Here is a 15,808-nt window from a genome sequence, read left to right on the forward strand (position 1 = left end):
TTGTCTAAATAAATCTTACGATAACTGGCAAGTTACATGTGATTAATCTATGTTATAAAAATATTTATAGATATGGATGAACACCAATGTATAGAGCCTCCGTTGTCCTATTGACGGCCTTAGCTGGGTTGTCTGGGTGTGGTAAGGAGCTTCCTCCCGTGCCTGAACCTGAATCTAGACCCGCCAAACTTTTCACTGTCTCCGTCGGTAGCAACGCTTTTGAACGAACTTTTCCTGCCACTACCGAAGCGGGTGACAAAGCGGTATTAGCTTTCCGTGTACCTGGATTACTTCAAACTATCGATGTCACAGCGGGACAAAGCGTGCAAAAAGGTGACCCTTTAGCAATGCTCGACCCTGATGAATATCAATTGTTGGAGAAACAAGCCAGAGCGAATTTCAAGTTGTCTGACGTTCAATATCAACGTGCAATAAAATTGCGTAAAGACCGAGTCGTTTCTGAGCAAGATTTTGACCAAGCAAAAGCGAACCATAACTCTGCAAGAGCAGAGCTCAATCAAGCGAAAGCTAATTTACGCTACACCACTCTTGTTGCTCCATACGATGGCACCATCTCCATTATCCCAGCTGAAAACCATGAATACATAGCGGCGAAGCAAGGAGTCATGAATATTCAAACCAATCAAATCCTCAAAGTCGTATTTTTATTGCCTGATCGCCTAATTACACGTTATTCATCCGGGTTTGAAACTGATTCGACTATGGTATTTGATGCGTTTCCTGACAACGCTTATGAACTGATTTTTCAAGAGGTTGATACCGAAGCGGATCCTAAAACTGGTTCTTATAAAGTTACCATGGTAATGGAGAGACCTACTGACATTGGCATCCTACCTGGTATGTCGGGAACCGTAAATTTGGTTTCTGCCAAAGCAGCTGCGACGAAAATTCCAACCTCAGCAATGATGACCGATGGCGACGATGTTTCAGTTTGGCGCGTAAACAGTGACGGTATTGTTGAGAATGTGGCAATTGTGATTGATGAAAAGCGTCACATTGTCTCTGGGCTTAATGATGGAGACCGCATCGTAACCTCTGGTGTTAATGGTCTTGAACCCGGCGTTAAAGTCCGAGAGTGGATCAAGGAAAGGGGGCTATAACATGAGTGCATTTAAATTAGCGACAGGTTTGTCATGTTTAGTTCTGCTAACCGCTTGCGGAGAAAAGCCACAAATAGAAGTCGACAATACACCCCTAGTCAAAGCGATTGAAATTTCAGTCTTGGATTTCAATGACAAGCTGTACTTTCCAGCAGTGGCGAATGCCGCAGAGAAAGCGCATCTCAGTTTTCGTGTCGCGGGTGAGATCTTTAAGCTTGATGTCAAAGAAGGCCAGCGAGTTAAAGCGGGGGAATTGATTGCCGAGCTCGACCCTACAGACTACCAATTAGATGTTGATAACGCTCAGGCGAGATATACGGTAATCAATAGCCAATATAGACGCTCTAGTCCGTTGGTCAAAAAAGGGCTGTTGGCTAAATCTCAGTTTGATGAAATTGCAGCTCAACGCCAAATAGCGTATGCCGAGTTAGAGCTAGCTAAGTTACGCTTATCCTTTACTAAGCTTCTTGCACCTGTTGATGGGATTATCTCCCGAGTCAGTGTTGATCAATACGAAAATATTCAAGTCGGTCAGCAAGTTGTCAATATTCACAGCGTCGAAGATGTTGAAGTCATTATCCAGTTACCAGACCGCATATATGTAAATCAACCGAATGATGCGGTACTAAAGACTATCGAAGCTCTGGTGAGAGTTCCGAGTGGTAATGAGTATCCAGCGAGCATAAAAGAGTATACGACAGAGCCAGACCCAAGCACTGGTACCTTTACGGTTACCTTGGCATTGCCGATGCCCGAAGATGATTTGATTCTTGATGGTATGGCTGTCGATGTTACCTCTCATGGGCGAGATATTGGTTTAGAACTGAAAGCCGGTGTTTTGGTTCCAATTGAGGCGGTGTTCAATGCGGATGGCGATGAACTGAGCCGAACGAACTCATTTGTTTGGGTTTTGAATGATGACAATACCGTTTCGAAGCAGCAAGTCGTGTTAGGAAAAGCAAACCAGAAAACTTTGCAGATCATGAAAGGATTAGAAATGGGGCAGCATGTCGTTGTTGCAGGCGTATCGCGATTGCGAGATGGGATGACAGTGGAAGTATTGCCTCAGGAGACGAATAATGAGTGAAGTAAATAACAAGCCTCAAAATGACGATCAACAGGGTGATGATCAGATCACAGGTGTTGCTTCTTACTTTATACGTAACAAAGTCATTAGCTGGATGCTATCTCTGATCTTTCTTATTGGTGGTGTTTCTGCATTCTTTGGTTTGGGTCGTCTAGAAGATCCTGCCTTTACCATCAAAGATGCAATGGTAGTGACCTCTTACCCTGGGGCTACCCCTCAGCAAGTGGAAGAGGAAGTGACCTATCCGCTAGAGAAAGCGATTCAACAGCTTACTTATGTGGACGAAGTGAACTCTATCTCAAGCCGTGGCCTGTCTCAGGTAACGGTAACGATGAAGAATAACTACGGCCCGGACGATCTTCCGCAAATTTGGGATGAACTTCGCCGAAAAGTGAATGATCTTAAGGTTGAACTGCCACCCGGCGTCAACGATCCTCAAGTCATCGATGATTTCGGTGACGTTTACGGGATTTTGTTGGCGGTGACGGGGGATGGCTACAGTTATAAAGAGTTACTCGATTATATTGACTACCTAAGGCGAGAATTAGAGCTGGTCGACGGGGTCAGTAAAGTCTCGGTATCCGGCCAGCAGCAAGAGCAAGTGTTCATTGAGATATCGATGAAACGGATAAGCTCATTAGGTCTGTCTCCAAGCACAGTATTTAACCTTTTATCGACTCAAAATATTGTTTCCAGTGCAGGTGCGGTGAGAATTGGTGACGAATACATTCGTATCCACCCTACGGGCGAGTTCCAGAATGTAGAGCAACTGGGTGATTTGATTCTGACAGAAGGTGGCGCTCAAGGGCTTATCTACCTGAAAGATGTGGCAGAGGTAACTCGTGGTTATGTTGAAGTACCTACTAACATCATTGGCTACAATGGCAAGCTTGCGCTCAACCTTGGGGTATCCTTTGCGCAAGGTGTAAACGTTGTGGCGGTGGGTGAAGCCTTTGACCGAAGACTCGCCGAGCTGAAATATCAGCAGCCCATCGGTATCGATATCTCTGAGGTTTATAACCAACCCAAAGAGGTAGATAAGTCAGTAAGTGGATTTGTGGTGAGTTTGGGGCAGGCGGTTGCGATTGTAATCGTGGTTCTGCTGTTCTTCATGGGGCTACGCTCTGGTCTGTTGATCGGTTTGATATTGTTGTTGACCGTTTTCGGTACCTTTATTTTCATGCAGTACTTCAAGATTGACCTTCAACGTATCTCATTAGGCGCGTTGGTTATCGCTCTGGGGATGCTGGTGGATAATGCCATTGTGGTGGTGGAAGGGATATTGATCGGCACGCAGAAGGGGCGAACCCGGATGCAGGCCGCCACCGATATCGTGACCCAAACCAAATGGCCGCTGTTGGGGGCAACGGTGATTGCGGTGACTGCGTTTGCTCCTATCGGTTTATCCGAGGACTCAACAGGTGAGTACTGTGGCACCTTGTTCACAGTGCTACTGATTTCTTTGATGCTGAGTTGGTTTACTGCCATCTCGCTCACGCCGTTCTTTGCTGACATGTTCTTTAAAGGTCAAAAGGTCGACTCAGAGAACGAAGGTAAAGACCCATACAACGGGATGGTTTTTGTGATCTACAAAAACTTCCTTGAGTTCTGTATGAAGCGTGCTTGGTTAACCATGTTTGTTCTGATTATTGGTTTGGGCGCAAGCGTTTACGGCTTTGGTTTTGTAAAACAAGCCTTCTTCCCATCCTCGACAACACCGATGTTCCAAGTTGACGTCTGGATGCCGGAAGGTACTGATATTCGAGCGACCAATACCAAGCTTAAAGTGCTTGAGAGTTGGTTGGCTGATCAGGACGAAGTTGAGCACATCACGACGACTGCGGGTAAAGGCCTGCAACGTTTCATGCTGACTTACGCACCAGAGAAAAGTTATAGCGCGTATGGCGAAATAACGGTCCGTGTGAAGAGCTACGAAGTGCTTGAAGGGCTGATGAAACGCTTTCGTGAGCACGTAAATGGTCAGTTCCCTGAGATCGACTATAAGCTCAAGCAGATTGAATTAGGCCCTGGTGGTGGTGCGAAGATTGAAGCGCGAATTGTTGGTTCTGATCCAACAGTATTACGTTCAATTGCCGCTCAAGTGATGGATATCATGCGAGCTGATTCTGGAGCATTTAATATTCGTCATGATTGGCGTGATAGAACTAAGGTGTTAGAGCCTCAGTTCAACGAAAGTCAAGCGCGTCGTTATGGTATCACCAAGTCTGATGTCGATGACTTCCTCGCGATGTCTTTCTCTGGTAAGTCGATTGGTGTGTACCGTGATGGTACAACGCTGATGCCGATTGTGGCTCGTTTACCTGAAGATGAGCGTGTTGATATACGTAACATCGAAGGCATGAAGATCTGGAGCCCTGCATTAAGTGAGTATATCCCGCTGCAACAAGTAACACTTGGTTATGAGTTAGAGTGGGAAGACCCACTGATCATCCGTAAGAACCGTAAGCGTATGCTGACGGTAATGGCGGACCCTGATCTATTGGGTGAAGAGACAGCATCAACTTTACAGAAACGCTTACAACCACAAATTGAAGCGATTGAGATGCCTCCGGGTTACTCATTGGAATGGGGTGGTGAATATGAGTCGTCAGCAGATGCACAGGCGTCACTGTTCACAACCATGCCTCTTGGTTACTTGTTCATGTTCTTAATTACCGTGTTCTTGTTTAACTCGGTGAAAGAGCCTCTGATTGTTTGGTTAACGGTTCCATTGGCGTTGATAGGGGTGACGACAGGCTTGCTAGCCTTGAATACACCATTCGGCTTTATGGCGCTGTTGGGCTTCCTGAGTCTATCTGGGATGCTTCTGAAGAACGGTATCGTACTGCTTGATCAAATTGAGATTGAGATGAAGTCAGGTAAAGATCCATATGTAGCGGTTGTTGATGCGGCACTGAGTCGTGTTCGTCCGGTATGTATGGCAGCGATCACCACGATTCTAGGTATGATCCCTCTACTACCGGATATCTTCTTCAAACCAATGGCAGTAACCATCATGTTTGGTTTAGGCTTTGCGACTGTACTCACGCTAATCGTAGTACCTGTGCTGTATCGTTTATTCCATAAAATTGAAGTGGCTTAACGTCAACTAACCTTTGAAATAATGCCCCTAAATGGGGCATTATTTTTATATATCGATTGATAGAAGAGAATAAAAAATGGAAGTAAATACATCGGATAGAACTTGTGCATGGGCGCTTAAGCACGAGCTTGAAAGGGAGTACCACGATGCAGAGTGGGGCGTGCCTGTTTATGATGACCAAGTTCTGTTTGAGTTCATTACCTTGGAAGGCGCTCAGGCAGGTCTAAGTTGGATTACGATTCTCAAAAAGCGTGAAGGCTATCGTGCCGCATTCGATAATTACGAGTTAAACAAGTTAGCTGAGTTGAATGAAGACAACGTGCCGCACATCATTGAAAACTTCGATGTCGTTAAACACAAGGGCAAGATTGCTTCGGTATACAACAATGCGCGAGCTACGCTTGAATTACAGAAAGAGTTCGGCTCTCTTTCAAATGCTTTATGGCAGTTTGTTGATAATGAGGTGATTGTGAATCAATGGACCGAGATGTCTCAAGTTCCCGCTTCTACCGAGCAATCTAAAGCGATGAGTAAGTTTTTGAAGAAGAGAGGCTTTAAGTTTGTAGGGGAAACAATCTGTTATGCGTTCATGCAAGCGACAGGTATGGTTAATGACCATATCGTAGGTTGTCCGCATAAATAAAGGTGTTATTTATCGTCGAAAAATAATTGCGTTAATATAGGAAAATTCACTGGTCATTTATAAACTATTCAATATCATACTCGACCAAATTCAAACCTAGAAGACGATAGTGAAACAACAAAGCTACCAAATTTGTGATGTTAGTTATGATCCCTTGCTAAGGCAGTTTGTGCGTGACGATGGCCACGTAGAAACTATCGCGCCGATAGAAGGTAAGGTGTTTCTGTTCTTACTTGAAAATACTGGTGAGTGTGTTGAACGAGGCCTAATATTTGATAGGTGCTGGGGCAATGTGATTGTCTCAGAGCAAGCGCTCACTAACGTGATATCTAAGATTAGAAAAACGTTATCGCGAGTGACTTGTGGCTGTGCAACGATTCGCACGGTCAGTAAAACGGGTTATTTACTTGAAATCGATGAATCGATAAAACCTAGTAAAACTGAAATTGTGCCTTCTCAAATGACTGCGAAGGCATCTAAATTAAACTCTTCACCTGTCGATCAAGAAGTGTTGGCTGCAACTGAATTAGAACCCTCAGATTCAAAGAGTAATGCGCACTTAATTAAAGCGGGCTACTTAGTCGCATTGATTTGTGTCGTCGTAACGGCGTTCAATCTTTTCAAAACCTATTATACGCCACTGCCTTATTTTATTGATAAAGCCGAGTACCGCGGCAGTTACACAGACAATACTAATCACTACTTTTTCCATGTTGCGCACAATGAATCCTATTCGCTGCCTGCGATCACTAAAAAGCTAACGGATGTGATACCTAGCCACTGCAATGTTGATGTTTTTGTCCGTATCTACCCATCAGTAGACCAGCCCGAAGATGATACGCTATACATGTTGATTCAAAGGAAGAGTGGTGAGGCTTTGAACTATAGCGCTTCTATTTTCAATGTAGAGTCGTCTTTTGATTCGTTTACTCAGTACATGGAAAAGAGGAGTAACTTTTGCGACTAATTGGCTTACTCATTCTATTGGCAATTGCTACAGCAAGCTTTTTTCTGGAACAGAACGCATTGGCTGGCACTCGCTGGCACTGTAAAACGCTAAAAACGGATTTTTTATCTCAGGCATTCCAACCGTATCAATCGCTTTATGAGCGAATGAGCATTACTTTTCAGTCTGACCAAACTTTTAGTATGAGAGAGTTTGTGACGATAACTGAGAAAGACGGTAACGAAGCTACAATGGAAAATCTTTATTCTGGTTACTATGGCCTTGATGGGGATAGTTTGTCGATGAGTATTATTGATGTGAGAACTGCAACGCCTTTTCATGATCCTATTATTAACAATGATTACAGTGAGTATAAAGGGGTGACGATTGACTACGCTATTGCAGTGAAGGATCAGTCTTTGTATATGTTCAATGAACATCGAACTGAAATATTCAATTGGGCGTGTTTTAACGTTCAGTAGCTTTTTAAAGCTATGTGTCTAATACGCTAATCTGAAAAAGGCAGGAATATCCTGCCTTTTTGGTCTGCGTCTGTTAACGATTTTAATTAAACGAGCGCGTTGTAACGCTCTAACCCTGCTTCTAGGTCTGCAATCAGATCATCAACGTCTTCTAAGCCGATATGAACACGAATCAAAGTCCCTTCGAAGTTAGGGTTCGCTACTGTTCTTAGGCTGTTAAAGCTGCTTGGTTCATTCGCTAGAATCAAGCTTTCGAAACCACCCCATGAGTAACCCATACTAAAGTGCGTCATACCATCAAGCAGCGCTGTGGTCGCTTTGGTATTTGAGTTCTTCAGCACGAAAGAGAACAAGCCATTCCCGCCAGTAAAATCTCGTTTAAAGAACTCATGACCAGGACAAGATTCAAGCGCAGGGTGACGAACGTGGTCAATCTCAGGGCGAGTCTCTAACCATTTTGCCACTTTCAAGCTGCTTTCTGCGTGTTGGCGTAGGCGAACATCAAGAGTACGAATACCACGAAGGCCGAGGTAAGCATCATCTGGCGAAACACATTGCCCCATCAGGTAGCTCTGTTCTCTTAACTGGTCCCAACATTTTTCATTGGCTACCGCAGTCCCTAGCATCACATCAGAGTGACCAACGATGTATTTGGTTGCTGCTTGAATCGAGATATCAACACCGAAATCAAACGGTGAGAAGTTAACACCAGCAGCCCAAGTGTTATCGAGCATCACGATGATGTCGTGTTCATGAGCAATACGCGCTAGCGTTGGAATGTCTTGCACTTCCATGGTGACTGAACCCGGAGATTCGGTAAACAGCACCTTAGTGTTTGGCTTAATAAGGTCTTGGATGCCTTCACCGATCGTTGGCTCGTAGTAGGTCGTCTCTACACCCATCTTCTTCATGATGGTGTCACAGAAATCACGCGTCGGTTCGTAGCAGGTGTCGACCATCAGAATATGATCGCCTGTTTCTACAAAAGAAAGAATGGCATTTGAAATGGCTGCAGTACCACAAGGGTAAAGTGCACAGCCTGCGCCGCCCTCGACTTCAACCATGGCATCTTGGAAAGCGAAGTGAGTGTTGGTTCCACGGCGTCCGTAAAAAAGCGTTTTATTAGCGCGATTAATCGTAGCTTTACGCTTTTCTTCTACTGAGTTGAACACGACAGTAGAGGCGCGCTGTACTGGTGGGTTAACGACACCATTGGTCCACTTCTTATCACGACCAGCAGTGATCAGTTTAGTGGTTTTGTTCTCGGACATGCTGTGAATTCCTTATCAATCGGTTATGTCCTATTTAAAACATGCCAATAGCATTCAAAGCAAGAGCAGAGGGAGAGTTTTTATGCTTTTCTTTCGCTTTTTAACCTTTCACGTCGTTTATCGTGAAAGGTCAAAAATCTGATAAGCAGAGAGATATGAGTCGCAGTGGGTCCATTGATTGGATTACAGCAGGGGATTGAACAAATAGAACAATCGTTCGAAGAAGCGGTTACGTAAATTTCTCTGCTCCCATTGCTCCAATTCCACTGGATGAGATGATTCAATATAGGATTGCTGCAAATCAAACAGTTGCTTGGTGAAGTGTACGTCATCAACGGCTAGCGTCACTTCGAAGTTTAGCCACAGGCTGCGCATGTCGATATTGACCGTTCCGATTAAGCAAAACTCTTCATCAATCACTACCGATTTGGTGTGAAGAAGGCCACCGTAAAACTCGTAAATCTTAACGCCAGCTTCAAGTAACTCTGTATAGAAAGCGCGAGAAGCCCATTTAACCATCAATGAATCGTTGTTGTGTGGAATGATCAGTTCTACGTTTACGCCCCTTTGCGCTGTCATTTTTAGCGTTTCTAACAAGTCGGCACTCGGTACAAAATAAGGTGTAGTGATGCGCACAGAACGATTGGCTTGATTAATGGCAATAGTCAGAACTTGTAGGATCAAATATTCCGGCATACCAGGACCAGACGGAACGACCTGAACCGGATGGTGCGTCATTATTTCTTCAATCGGGCATTCAGGTAAATCAGGAAGAATGCGTTCGCCTGTTTCTACTTCCCAATCCCAACCATGAATGGCCGAAAGCACGTTAACGGTTGGCCCGGTGACTCGGACCATTACGTCGATCCATTGACCAACGCCTGAACTCTGCTTGAAATGCGCCGGATCCACCATATTCATTGAACCGGTATAGGCGATGGATTCATCAATCACGATGATCTTACGGTGCTGTCTTAAATCAAGGCGACGTAAGAAAATACGCCATGGGCTTACTTCTAATGCTTGCACAACTTGCACACCAGCGTCTTTCATCATTGAACGCCAATGGCTTTTGAAAAAGCGTGGACTACCTGCTGAATCGAGTAAAACCTTAACATCGACGCCACGTTTGGCCGCTCGAATCAGTGCAGAGGCTACGGAGTCGGTTAGACCACCAGGATGCCAAATGTAGAAAACCATTTTGATACTGGTTTGTGCGTTTTCTATATCTTCGATAATTGCGTGTAGGATCTCATTGGGTGAAGCTTGCAGTGAAAGTGTGTTTCCACTAAGTGCAGGTATACCCATTCGATTATTACAAAGCTCATCAATCTTGTGGATTGGGGAGCCAACTTTACCTGGAAGGTGAACCTGACAATCATTTAATTGGCGGAACCAATCACCGAACGGAGTAAACATGCGATGTGCGCGCTCAGCCCGCTTTCTACCTAGGTTTAGCTCGCCGAAAAGGAAGTAACAGCCCACGCCAACAATCGGGATAATGTAGATAACCATCAACCACGCGAGAGAAACGCTGACAGAGCGTCGTTTTAGTACGACACGGAAAGTCACACCGGCGACGAGAACCCAGTACAAAGCAACGGAAGCTAAAGTTAAAAAATGGTAGAGCTTTTCCACATTGAATACTCGAAAAAAGAGACACTTAGATAGTAATGCTATTTTGAGGATATGGGAATTTAAGGAATCAACTATTTACAAAATAGAGCAAAAGCTGTAAACAGGTTATAGTTGTTAAGTTTTGGTTAACTTAAGACGAAAACGATTGTTTTGTATAAAAAGACGGCATTTAACCATAAAAATTTACATTGGTAACGAAATATGTACGGTTCGGACTTCCAATTTTATTCTTAAACTGGTTTACTTGCCATACAATGAGCGTCAATCAAATCTTTTAAGTGTGTAAATTTTTTTATACACCTTATCTTTTAAAGACGCCACCCAAAGCAAAACACAACATCACACAACACAAAAGTTTGGAGTACACGTGGCTACTAGTAATACAACCACAACACCCCGCGATACCTGGGGTTCGAAGTTAGGATTCGTAATGGCTGCAGCAGGTTCTGCTGTTGGTCTAGGTAACATCTGGAAATTCCCTTACACAGCAGGCGAAAGTGGCGGCGGTGCATTCGTTGCAATTTACCTGTTTTTTGTAATCTTCATCGGTTTCAGTGTCATGCTGACTGAATTTGCGATTGGCCGTCATACGCAAAAATCAGCAGTAGGTGCATTTAAATCAACTGACCGTCGTTGGACGTTCGCTGGTGTTATCGGCGTAGTCAGTGGTCTACTTATCATGGGTTTCTACCCTGTAGTAGGTGGCTGGTCTATCGCATACATCGGTAAGATTGCTGGTGGTCTACTAGACGCACCTGAAGCAATTGGTGACAGCTTCGGTGGCTTTATCTCAAACCCAGTTCAACCACTTATGTGGATGGGCCTATACCTACTACTTAACGTTGTTATCGTTATGAAGGGTATTTCTGGCGGTATTGAGAAAGCGGGTAAGATTCTGATGCCACTTCTTTTCATCATCCTTATCGTGGTATCAATCAAAGGCCTAATGCTTCCGGGCGCGATGGCTGGTCTTGAATTCCTATTCAGCCCTGATTTCTCTAAAGTAGACAGCGGTGTAATTCTAGCTGCACTAGGTCAAGCATTCTTCTCATTATCTCTTGGTATGGGTTGTATGTTGACTTACGGTTCTTACCTTAAGAAGAAAGAGAACCTAGTTCAAACTACAGCTATGGTTACGGCGATGGATACAGGCGTTGCTATCCTAGCTGGTGTTGCAATGTTCCCTGCAATGTTCGCATTTGGTATGGAACCTGCGGCGGGTCCTGGTCTAGTATTCGTTGTTGTTCCTCAGCTATTCGCTGAAATGGGCGGCGTAGTTGGTCTTCTATTTGCTCTAATGTTCTTCGTTGGTCTAAGTGTTGCGGCACTAACTTCTTCAGTATCTCTACTTGAAGTTGTGGTTTCGTACCTAATCGATGAGAAAGGCATGAAGCGTGTGACTGCAGTACTGTCTGCAAGTGTAGTGATGGCGATTCTATGTATCTTCGCTTCTCTATCACTTGGCGGCTTCGGTCCAACATTGTTTGGTACTGGTGCATTCGATATCTTCGACTTACTAACGGATAAAATCTTCCTGGCAGTTGGCGGTATGTTGGTATGTATCTTCGCTGGTTGGAGACTGAACCGTGCTGACCTAGAGAAAGAAATCACTAACGACGGTGAAGTATCTTTCCCTCTATTCGGTCTATGGTACACACTTGTTAAGTACATCATCCCAGTAGCTATCGCTATCGTAGCGTTCATGGGTATCTCTTCTGGCTTCGACAGCGGTAAAGGTGCAATCATGCTACTAGGTATTGGTATCATTGCTGGCTCTGCGCTTATCTCTAAGAAGTTATAGTTCTGAGAAGCTATAGGTCTAAGAAGCTATAGCTCTAAGAAACCATAGTTATTAGTAGCTACAATCGCGAGTTAAAGTAAGTTAAGAAACGGGAGCCATTGGCTCCCGTTTTTTTATGCTACTAACTTAATTATCAAAGAAAAATAAACACTTAAAGTTATTGGTCTGGTAGCCGATATAATGAAAAGTAATAGCTGATTGAGCTGTATTTTATTTAAGTAGGTGTTGTGTGAAATTGTCAGTTAGGAAGAAGTTGTACGCCGGGTTTGGCTCTATATTGGCGGTGCTTGTCACGTTAGTCGGTATTGTATGGATAGAAGTCATTGGAGCTCACAAGAGCGCTGATGAAATTAGAATGGATGATGTACCGGGAACGGTGACCTACCTTGTATTGATAGATGAAGCTGGGGATGTTTATCGCGATGCACTTGGTGCGATTACTCAGGCCGACAATGCGCTTAATGATTATCGAACCAACAAGAATGAATTTGCTCAGGCTATTAAAGAAGCAAAACGTTTAGAGAGTCGAGGTTCAGAAGACCATCGCCGTATTGAGCGAATTGAAGACCTGATGGGGCGCTTTACTCAAGAGTTTGAATCTAAGCTTGTACCTATGATCAACGATGAGTCTGCGCTGTTATCGAATATCCAGCAGCTTCGCTCCTTATATGAGAGCAATCTAATCCCGGTTGAAAACTTACTGGACCAAGCGTCTGCAAGTGAGCGTGCCGATACAGAACAATCGCTGCTTGTATTAACCGATTCGTTTACCACCATCGAACGTACCATCATGGTGTTGTCTGCCATTGCGATTGTGTTTGGTTGTGTGATTGCGTTTGTATTATCTAGCTCCATCACTAACCGTCTAACTCGTGTTGAACAAGTTGCGCGACGCGTGGCAAATGGCGACCTTACCGCTGGAGATATTGTTGATGATTCTGGCGATGAACTGGCCGATCTTGCTACGTCGATTAACCAAATGCAGAAATCTTTGGTCGACCTATTGGGTTCAATCTCTTCTGTGACGAACCAAGTTCAATCGGTGACAGGTGAGCTATCATCAATCAGTCAAGACATCGTTTCGGGTGCCTCTGCGCAAGCTGATAAAGCTAACCTGATTGCGACTGCCGCAGAAGAGCTAAGCTTGACCATTTCTGAAGTCGCTCAGCAAGGTACTTCTACTTATGAAGAGGCGCGTCGCTCAGAAACGTCAGCAGAAGATGGCCGTAACGTGATTGTTGAAATGGTGGCAAGTATCCAACAAGTGTCGACTCAAATGAGCGACATGTCGCTACAAATGAATACGCTAGGTTCACATGGCGAACAGATTGGCAGCGTTATTAAGGTAATCGAGGACATCGCTGGGCAAACCAATCTACTGGCGCTGAATGCTGCGATTGAAGCGGCACGTGCTGGCGAGTTTGGACGTGGATTTGCAGTGGTTGCTGATGAAGTACGAGCACTGGCAGAGAGAACGACCAAAGCGACTCAAGAAGTGTCTGGTATCATTCAGTCGATTCAATCTGGTACGCAAGAAGCGGTGACTTACACTCAAGATAACTGTCGTCTAGTTGAGATTGGTGTTGAGCAAAGCTCTGGCGCAGTTTCGGCGCTAGAAGCGATTGTAAGTGGTGCTGGCAATGTACAAAGCATGGTCAATTCTATCGCGACAGCGGCAGAAGAACAGACAGCGGTGACCAAAGAAATTGCAGCGGATATTACGGCGATCAGTGATATTTCTGAGCAGTCTTTGCAATTAGCGACTCGCAGCTCTGAAAATACCTCAGGCTTGAACGCTAAAGTTGCTGAGCTAGAAGCATTAGTCGGTAAGTTCAAACTCGCGTAGGGCGGGTGGCTTTGTTCTATTTTCCGAATGCCAATAGAACAAAGACCAAGCACTGATCGCTACTTGCTGAAAAGAAGCCCAATGATTCAATATTTATTGAGTGAGTTGGGCTTTTTCGTAGCTGGAATCTGGGTTCAGACACGGTATACTCCACGTTCTACAATGGAGCTAGCCTTTAAATGTTCGACATTCTTCTGAACCACTCTGATTTTTTACTCATAAACAAACATCCTGGCGTCAGCGTCCATAAAGACGATGGTGATACCATGTTGTTGCAAGAAGTTGCTAAAGCAATCAACGAGCCGAAGCTATACCTAGTCCATCGTCTCGATAAAATGACATCAGGTATTCTACTGCTGGCAAAAAATGCTTCGGCAGCAAGTGAGCTTTCACAGCTGTTCGCAAAGCGTGAAGTCGAGAAGTACTACCTTGCGATTGGTTCGAAGAAGCCTAAGAAAAAGCAGGGGCTGATTTCAGGAGATATGGAGCGTTCACGACGCTCGAGCTGGAAGTTACTGACAAGCAAAGAAAACCCAGCGATTACCCAGTTTTTATCTGCAACGGCTGAACCCGGTGAGCGTCTATTTTTATGTAAACCCTATACGGGAAGAACTCACCAGATCCGTGTCGCGATGAAGTCGATCGGCTCAGCCATTGTTGGTGACCCTATTTATAATCCATCGAGTGAGGCTGACAGAGGTTATCTGCATGCCTTCGCGATTCGATTTACCTATCAATCACAAGCCTACGAATATGTCTGCGATCCAAGAAGCCTAAACTCCTTGGGTGAGAAGTGGCATCAAGAGATCGTGTCTAATGGTTTAGACAACTGGCTTGAACCTTGGTCATTAACTTGGCCAAAGCTAAACACTAAGTGAGTGAAATAATGGAAGCATCAGCTTTACCTCTGTTTTTTAGTCATATTGAACAGCAACTTAATGAAGTGCCGAATGAACTACGCCGTATTTTTCACGGTCGTGGTAAGTTTTGGCCAGGTCTAGATCAACTGACATGTGATTGGGTTGATGGGCAGTTATTGGTTAACGTATTCAAAGAGGTGGATGACGAATTCTTATCATCTCTCAAAGCCGGATTGGTTGATCTGACTAATAAAGACATCTGGCAAGCAAAGCAGGGCACCAGTATTGTTCTGCAACATCGTTATGCCGATGGTGCGCCGTCAGAGGTTTTATGGGGTGAACTCAATGACTCACCCGTCGTGGTTGAACACGGTCTTAAGTACCAACTAGACATTGGCCGTAATCAGAACTTCGGTTTGTTTTTAGACATGCGTAATGGTCGCCAGTGGGTACAAGATAATGCCAAGGATAAGAATGTTCTTAACCTGTTCGCATATACTTGTGGCTTCTCTGTCGCGGCTATCGCTGGTGGTGCTCGTCAATGCATGAACGTGGATATGTCTCGCGGCTCGTTGAATAAAGGTCGTGATAACCACCGTCTTAATGAGCACGACATGCGATCGGTTAACTTCCTTGGCTACGATATCTTTAAGTCGTGGGGGAAAATCAAGAAGGGCGGCCCTTACGAGTTGGTTATCATCGATCCACCTTCGTTCCAAAAAGGCAGCTTTGCTCTAACTAAAGATTATAAAAAAATCTTACGTCGTTTGCCTGAGCTTCTAACAGAAGGTGGTGAAGTGATTGCCTGTGTGAATTCACCTGCTGTATCACCAAACTTCCTGATTGAGACGATGGTAGAAGAAGCACCAAGCGTTGAGTTTATTGAACGCCTAGACAACCCGCCTGAGTTTGTCGATGTCGACCTTGATTCGAGCCTCAAGGTTTTGAGGTTTAAGATAGGCGCTTCTGCTGACGCTTAATTGATTCTAAACACCAGTTAGAAAAAACGC

The 15,808-nt window shown here is 44.6% G+C and carries 12 protein-coding genes; 10 read left to right on the plus strand and 2 right to left on the minus strand.

The window, feature by feature from the left end:
* Positions 1-86 precede the first annotated feature (86 nt).
* From BCU34_RS04010 to BCU34_RS04035, 6 genes are all read left to right on the plus strand, one after another.
* Positions 87-1,121, plus strand: a complete 1,035-nt coding sequence (locus BCU34_RS04010) for an efflux RND transporter periplasmic adaptor subunit (protein WP_055320147.1) — start codon at positions 87-89, stop codon at positions 1,119-1,121.
* 1 nt (position 1,122) lies between these two features.
* The gene (locus tag BCU34_RS04015; protein ID WP_102431597.1) at positions 1,123-2,208 is read left to right on the plus strand and encodes an efflux RND transporter periplasmic adaptor subunit; all 1,086 of its coding nucleotides are present in this window, start codon (positions 1,123-1,125) and stop codon (positions 2,206-2,208) included.
* Positions 2,201-5,311: an efflux RND transporter permease subunit gene (locus tag BCU34_RS04020; RefSeq protein ID WP_102479734.1), complete on the plus strand. Its 3,111-nt coding sequence runs from the start codon at positions 2,201-2,203 to the stop codon at positions 5,309-5,311. The genes BCU34_RS04015 and BCU34_RS04020 overlap by 8 nt, the downstream gene beginning before the upstream one ends.
* 76 nt (positions 5,312-5,387) lie before the next feature.
* Positions 5,388-5,954 (plus strand): DNA-3-methyladenine glycosylase I, encoded by a 567-nt coding sequence (locus BCU34_RS04025; RefSeq protein ID WP_055320150.1) that lies wholly within the window; start codon positions 5,388-5,390, stop codon positions 5,952-5,954.
* A gap of 109 nt (positions 5,955-6,063) precedes the next feature.
* On the plus strand, positions 6,064-6,921 hold the full coding sequence (locus BCU34_RS04030; RefSeq protein WP_102480771.1) for a winged helix-turn-helix domain-containing protein: 858 nt from the start codon (positions 6,064-6,066) through the stop codon (positions 6,919-6,921).
* A complete protein-coding gene (locus BCU34_RS04035; RefSeq protein ID WP_102480772.1) occupies positions 6,912-7,382 on the plus strand; it encodes a hypothetical protein in 471 nt (156 codons plus the stop codon). The genes BCU34_RS04030 and BCU34_RS04035 overlap by 10 nt, the downstream gene beginning before the upstream one ends.
* Positions 7,383-7,468: 86 nt before the next feature.
* On the opposite strand, the gene BCU34_RS04040 is transcribed toward BCU34_RS04035, so the two are convergent.
* Both BCU34_RS04040 and cls read right to left on the minus strand, forming a co-directional pair.
* Positions 7,469-8,653 (minus strand): cystathionine beta-lyase, encoded by a 1,185-nt coding sequence (locus BCU34_RS04040; protein ID WP_102480773.1) that lies wholly within the window; start codon positions 8,651-8,653, stop codon positions 7,469-7,471.
* A 183-nt stretch (positions 8,654-8,836) separates the two neighbouring features.
* Positions 8,837-10,291 (minus strand): cardiolipin synthase, encoded by a 1,455-nt coding sequence (gene cls, locus BCU34_RS04045; RefSeq protein WP_102480774.1) that lies wholly within the window; start codon positions 10,289-10,291, stop codon positions 8,837-8,839.
* 367 nt (positions 10,292-10,658) lie between these two features.
* Here cls and BCU34_RS04050 point away from each other — a divergent pair, with 367 nt between their 5' ends.
* The 4 genes from BCU34_RS04050 to BCU34_RS04065 all read left to right on the plus strand — a co-directional run bounded on the left by BCU34_RS04050 (position 10,659) and on the right by BCU34_RS04065 (position 15,778).
* Entirely contained in the window at positions 10,659-12,092 is a 1,434-nt protein-coding gene (locus BCU34_RS04050) for a sodium-dependent transporter (protein ID WP_012604350.1), read from the plus strand.
* 229 nt (positions 12,093-12,321) lie between these two features.
* Positions 12,322-13,938 (plus strand): methyl-accepting chemotaxis protein, encoded by a 1,617-nt coding sequence (locus BCU34_RS04055; protein ID WP_102452951.1) that lies wholly within the window; start codon positions 12,322-12,324, stop codon positions 13,936-13,938.
* 179 nt (positions 13,939-14,117) lie between these two features.
* Positions 14,118-14,816, plus strand: coding sequence for a TIGR01621 family pseudouridine synthase (locus BCU34_RS04060; RefSeq protein ID WP_004734618.1), 699 nt, complete (start codon positions 14,118-14,120; stop codon positions 14,814-14,816).
* A gap of 8 nt (positions 14,817-14,824) precedes the next feature.
* Entirely contained in the window at positions 14,825-15,778 is a 954-nt protein-coding gene (locus BCU34_RS04065) for a class I SAM-dependent methyltransferase (RefSeq protein ID WP_102480775.1), read from the plus strand.
* The last annotated feature ends 30 nt before the right edge of the window (positions 15,779-15,808 follow it).

The sequence above is a fragment of the Vibrio sp. 10N.286.45.E10 genome, assembly GCF_002874195.2.
In the GTDB taxonomy this organism is placed as follows: Bacteria; Pseudomonadota; Gammaproteobacteria; order Enterobacterales; family Vibrionaceae; genus Vibrio; species Vibrio crassostreae.

What these genes read in the sequence shown, in the direction of transcription:
- BCU34_RS04025 (WP_055320150.1), top strand. Translation starts at nt 5,388, where the DNA reads ATGGAAGTAAATACATCGGATAGAACTTGTGCATGGGCGCTTAAGCAC.
- BCU34_RS04020 (WP_102479734.1), top strand. Translation starts at nt 2,201, where the DNA reads ATGAGTGAAGTAAATAACAAGCCTCAAAATGACGATCAACAGGGTGAT.
- BCU34_RS04060 (WP_004734618.1), top strand. Translation starts at nt 14,118, where the DNA reads ATGTTCGACATTCTTCTGAACCACTCTGATTTTTTACTCATAAACAAA.
- BCU34_RS04015 (WP_102431597.1), top strand. Translation starts at nt 1,123, where the DNA reads ATGAGTGCATTTAAATTAGCGACAGGTTTGTCATGTTTAGTTCTGCTA.
- BCU34_RS04065 (WP_102480775.1), top strand. Translation starts at nt 14,825, where the DNA reads ATGGAAGCATCAGCTTTACCTCTGTTTTTTAGTCATATTGAACAGCAA.
- BCU34_RS04010 (WP_055320147.1), top strand. Translation starts at nt 87, where the DNA reads ATGTATAGAGCCTCCGTTGTCCTATTGACGGCCTTAGCTGGGTTGTCT.
- BCU34_RS04040 (WP_102480773.1), bottom strand. Translation starts at nt 8,653, where the DNA reads ATGTCCGAGAACAAAACCACTAAACTGATCACTGCTGGTCGTGATAAG.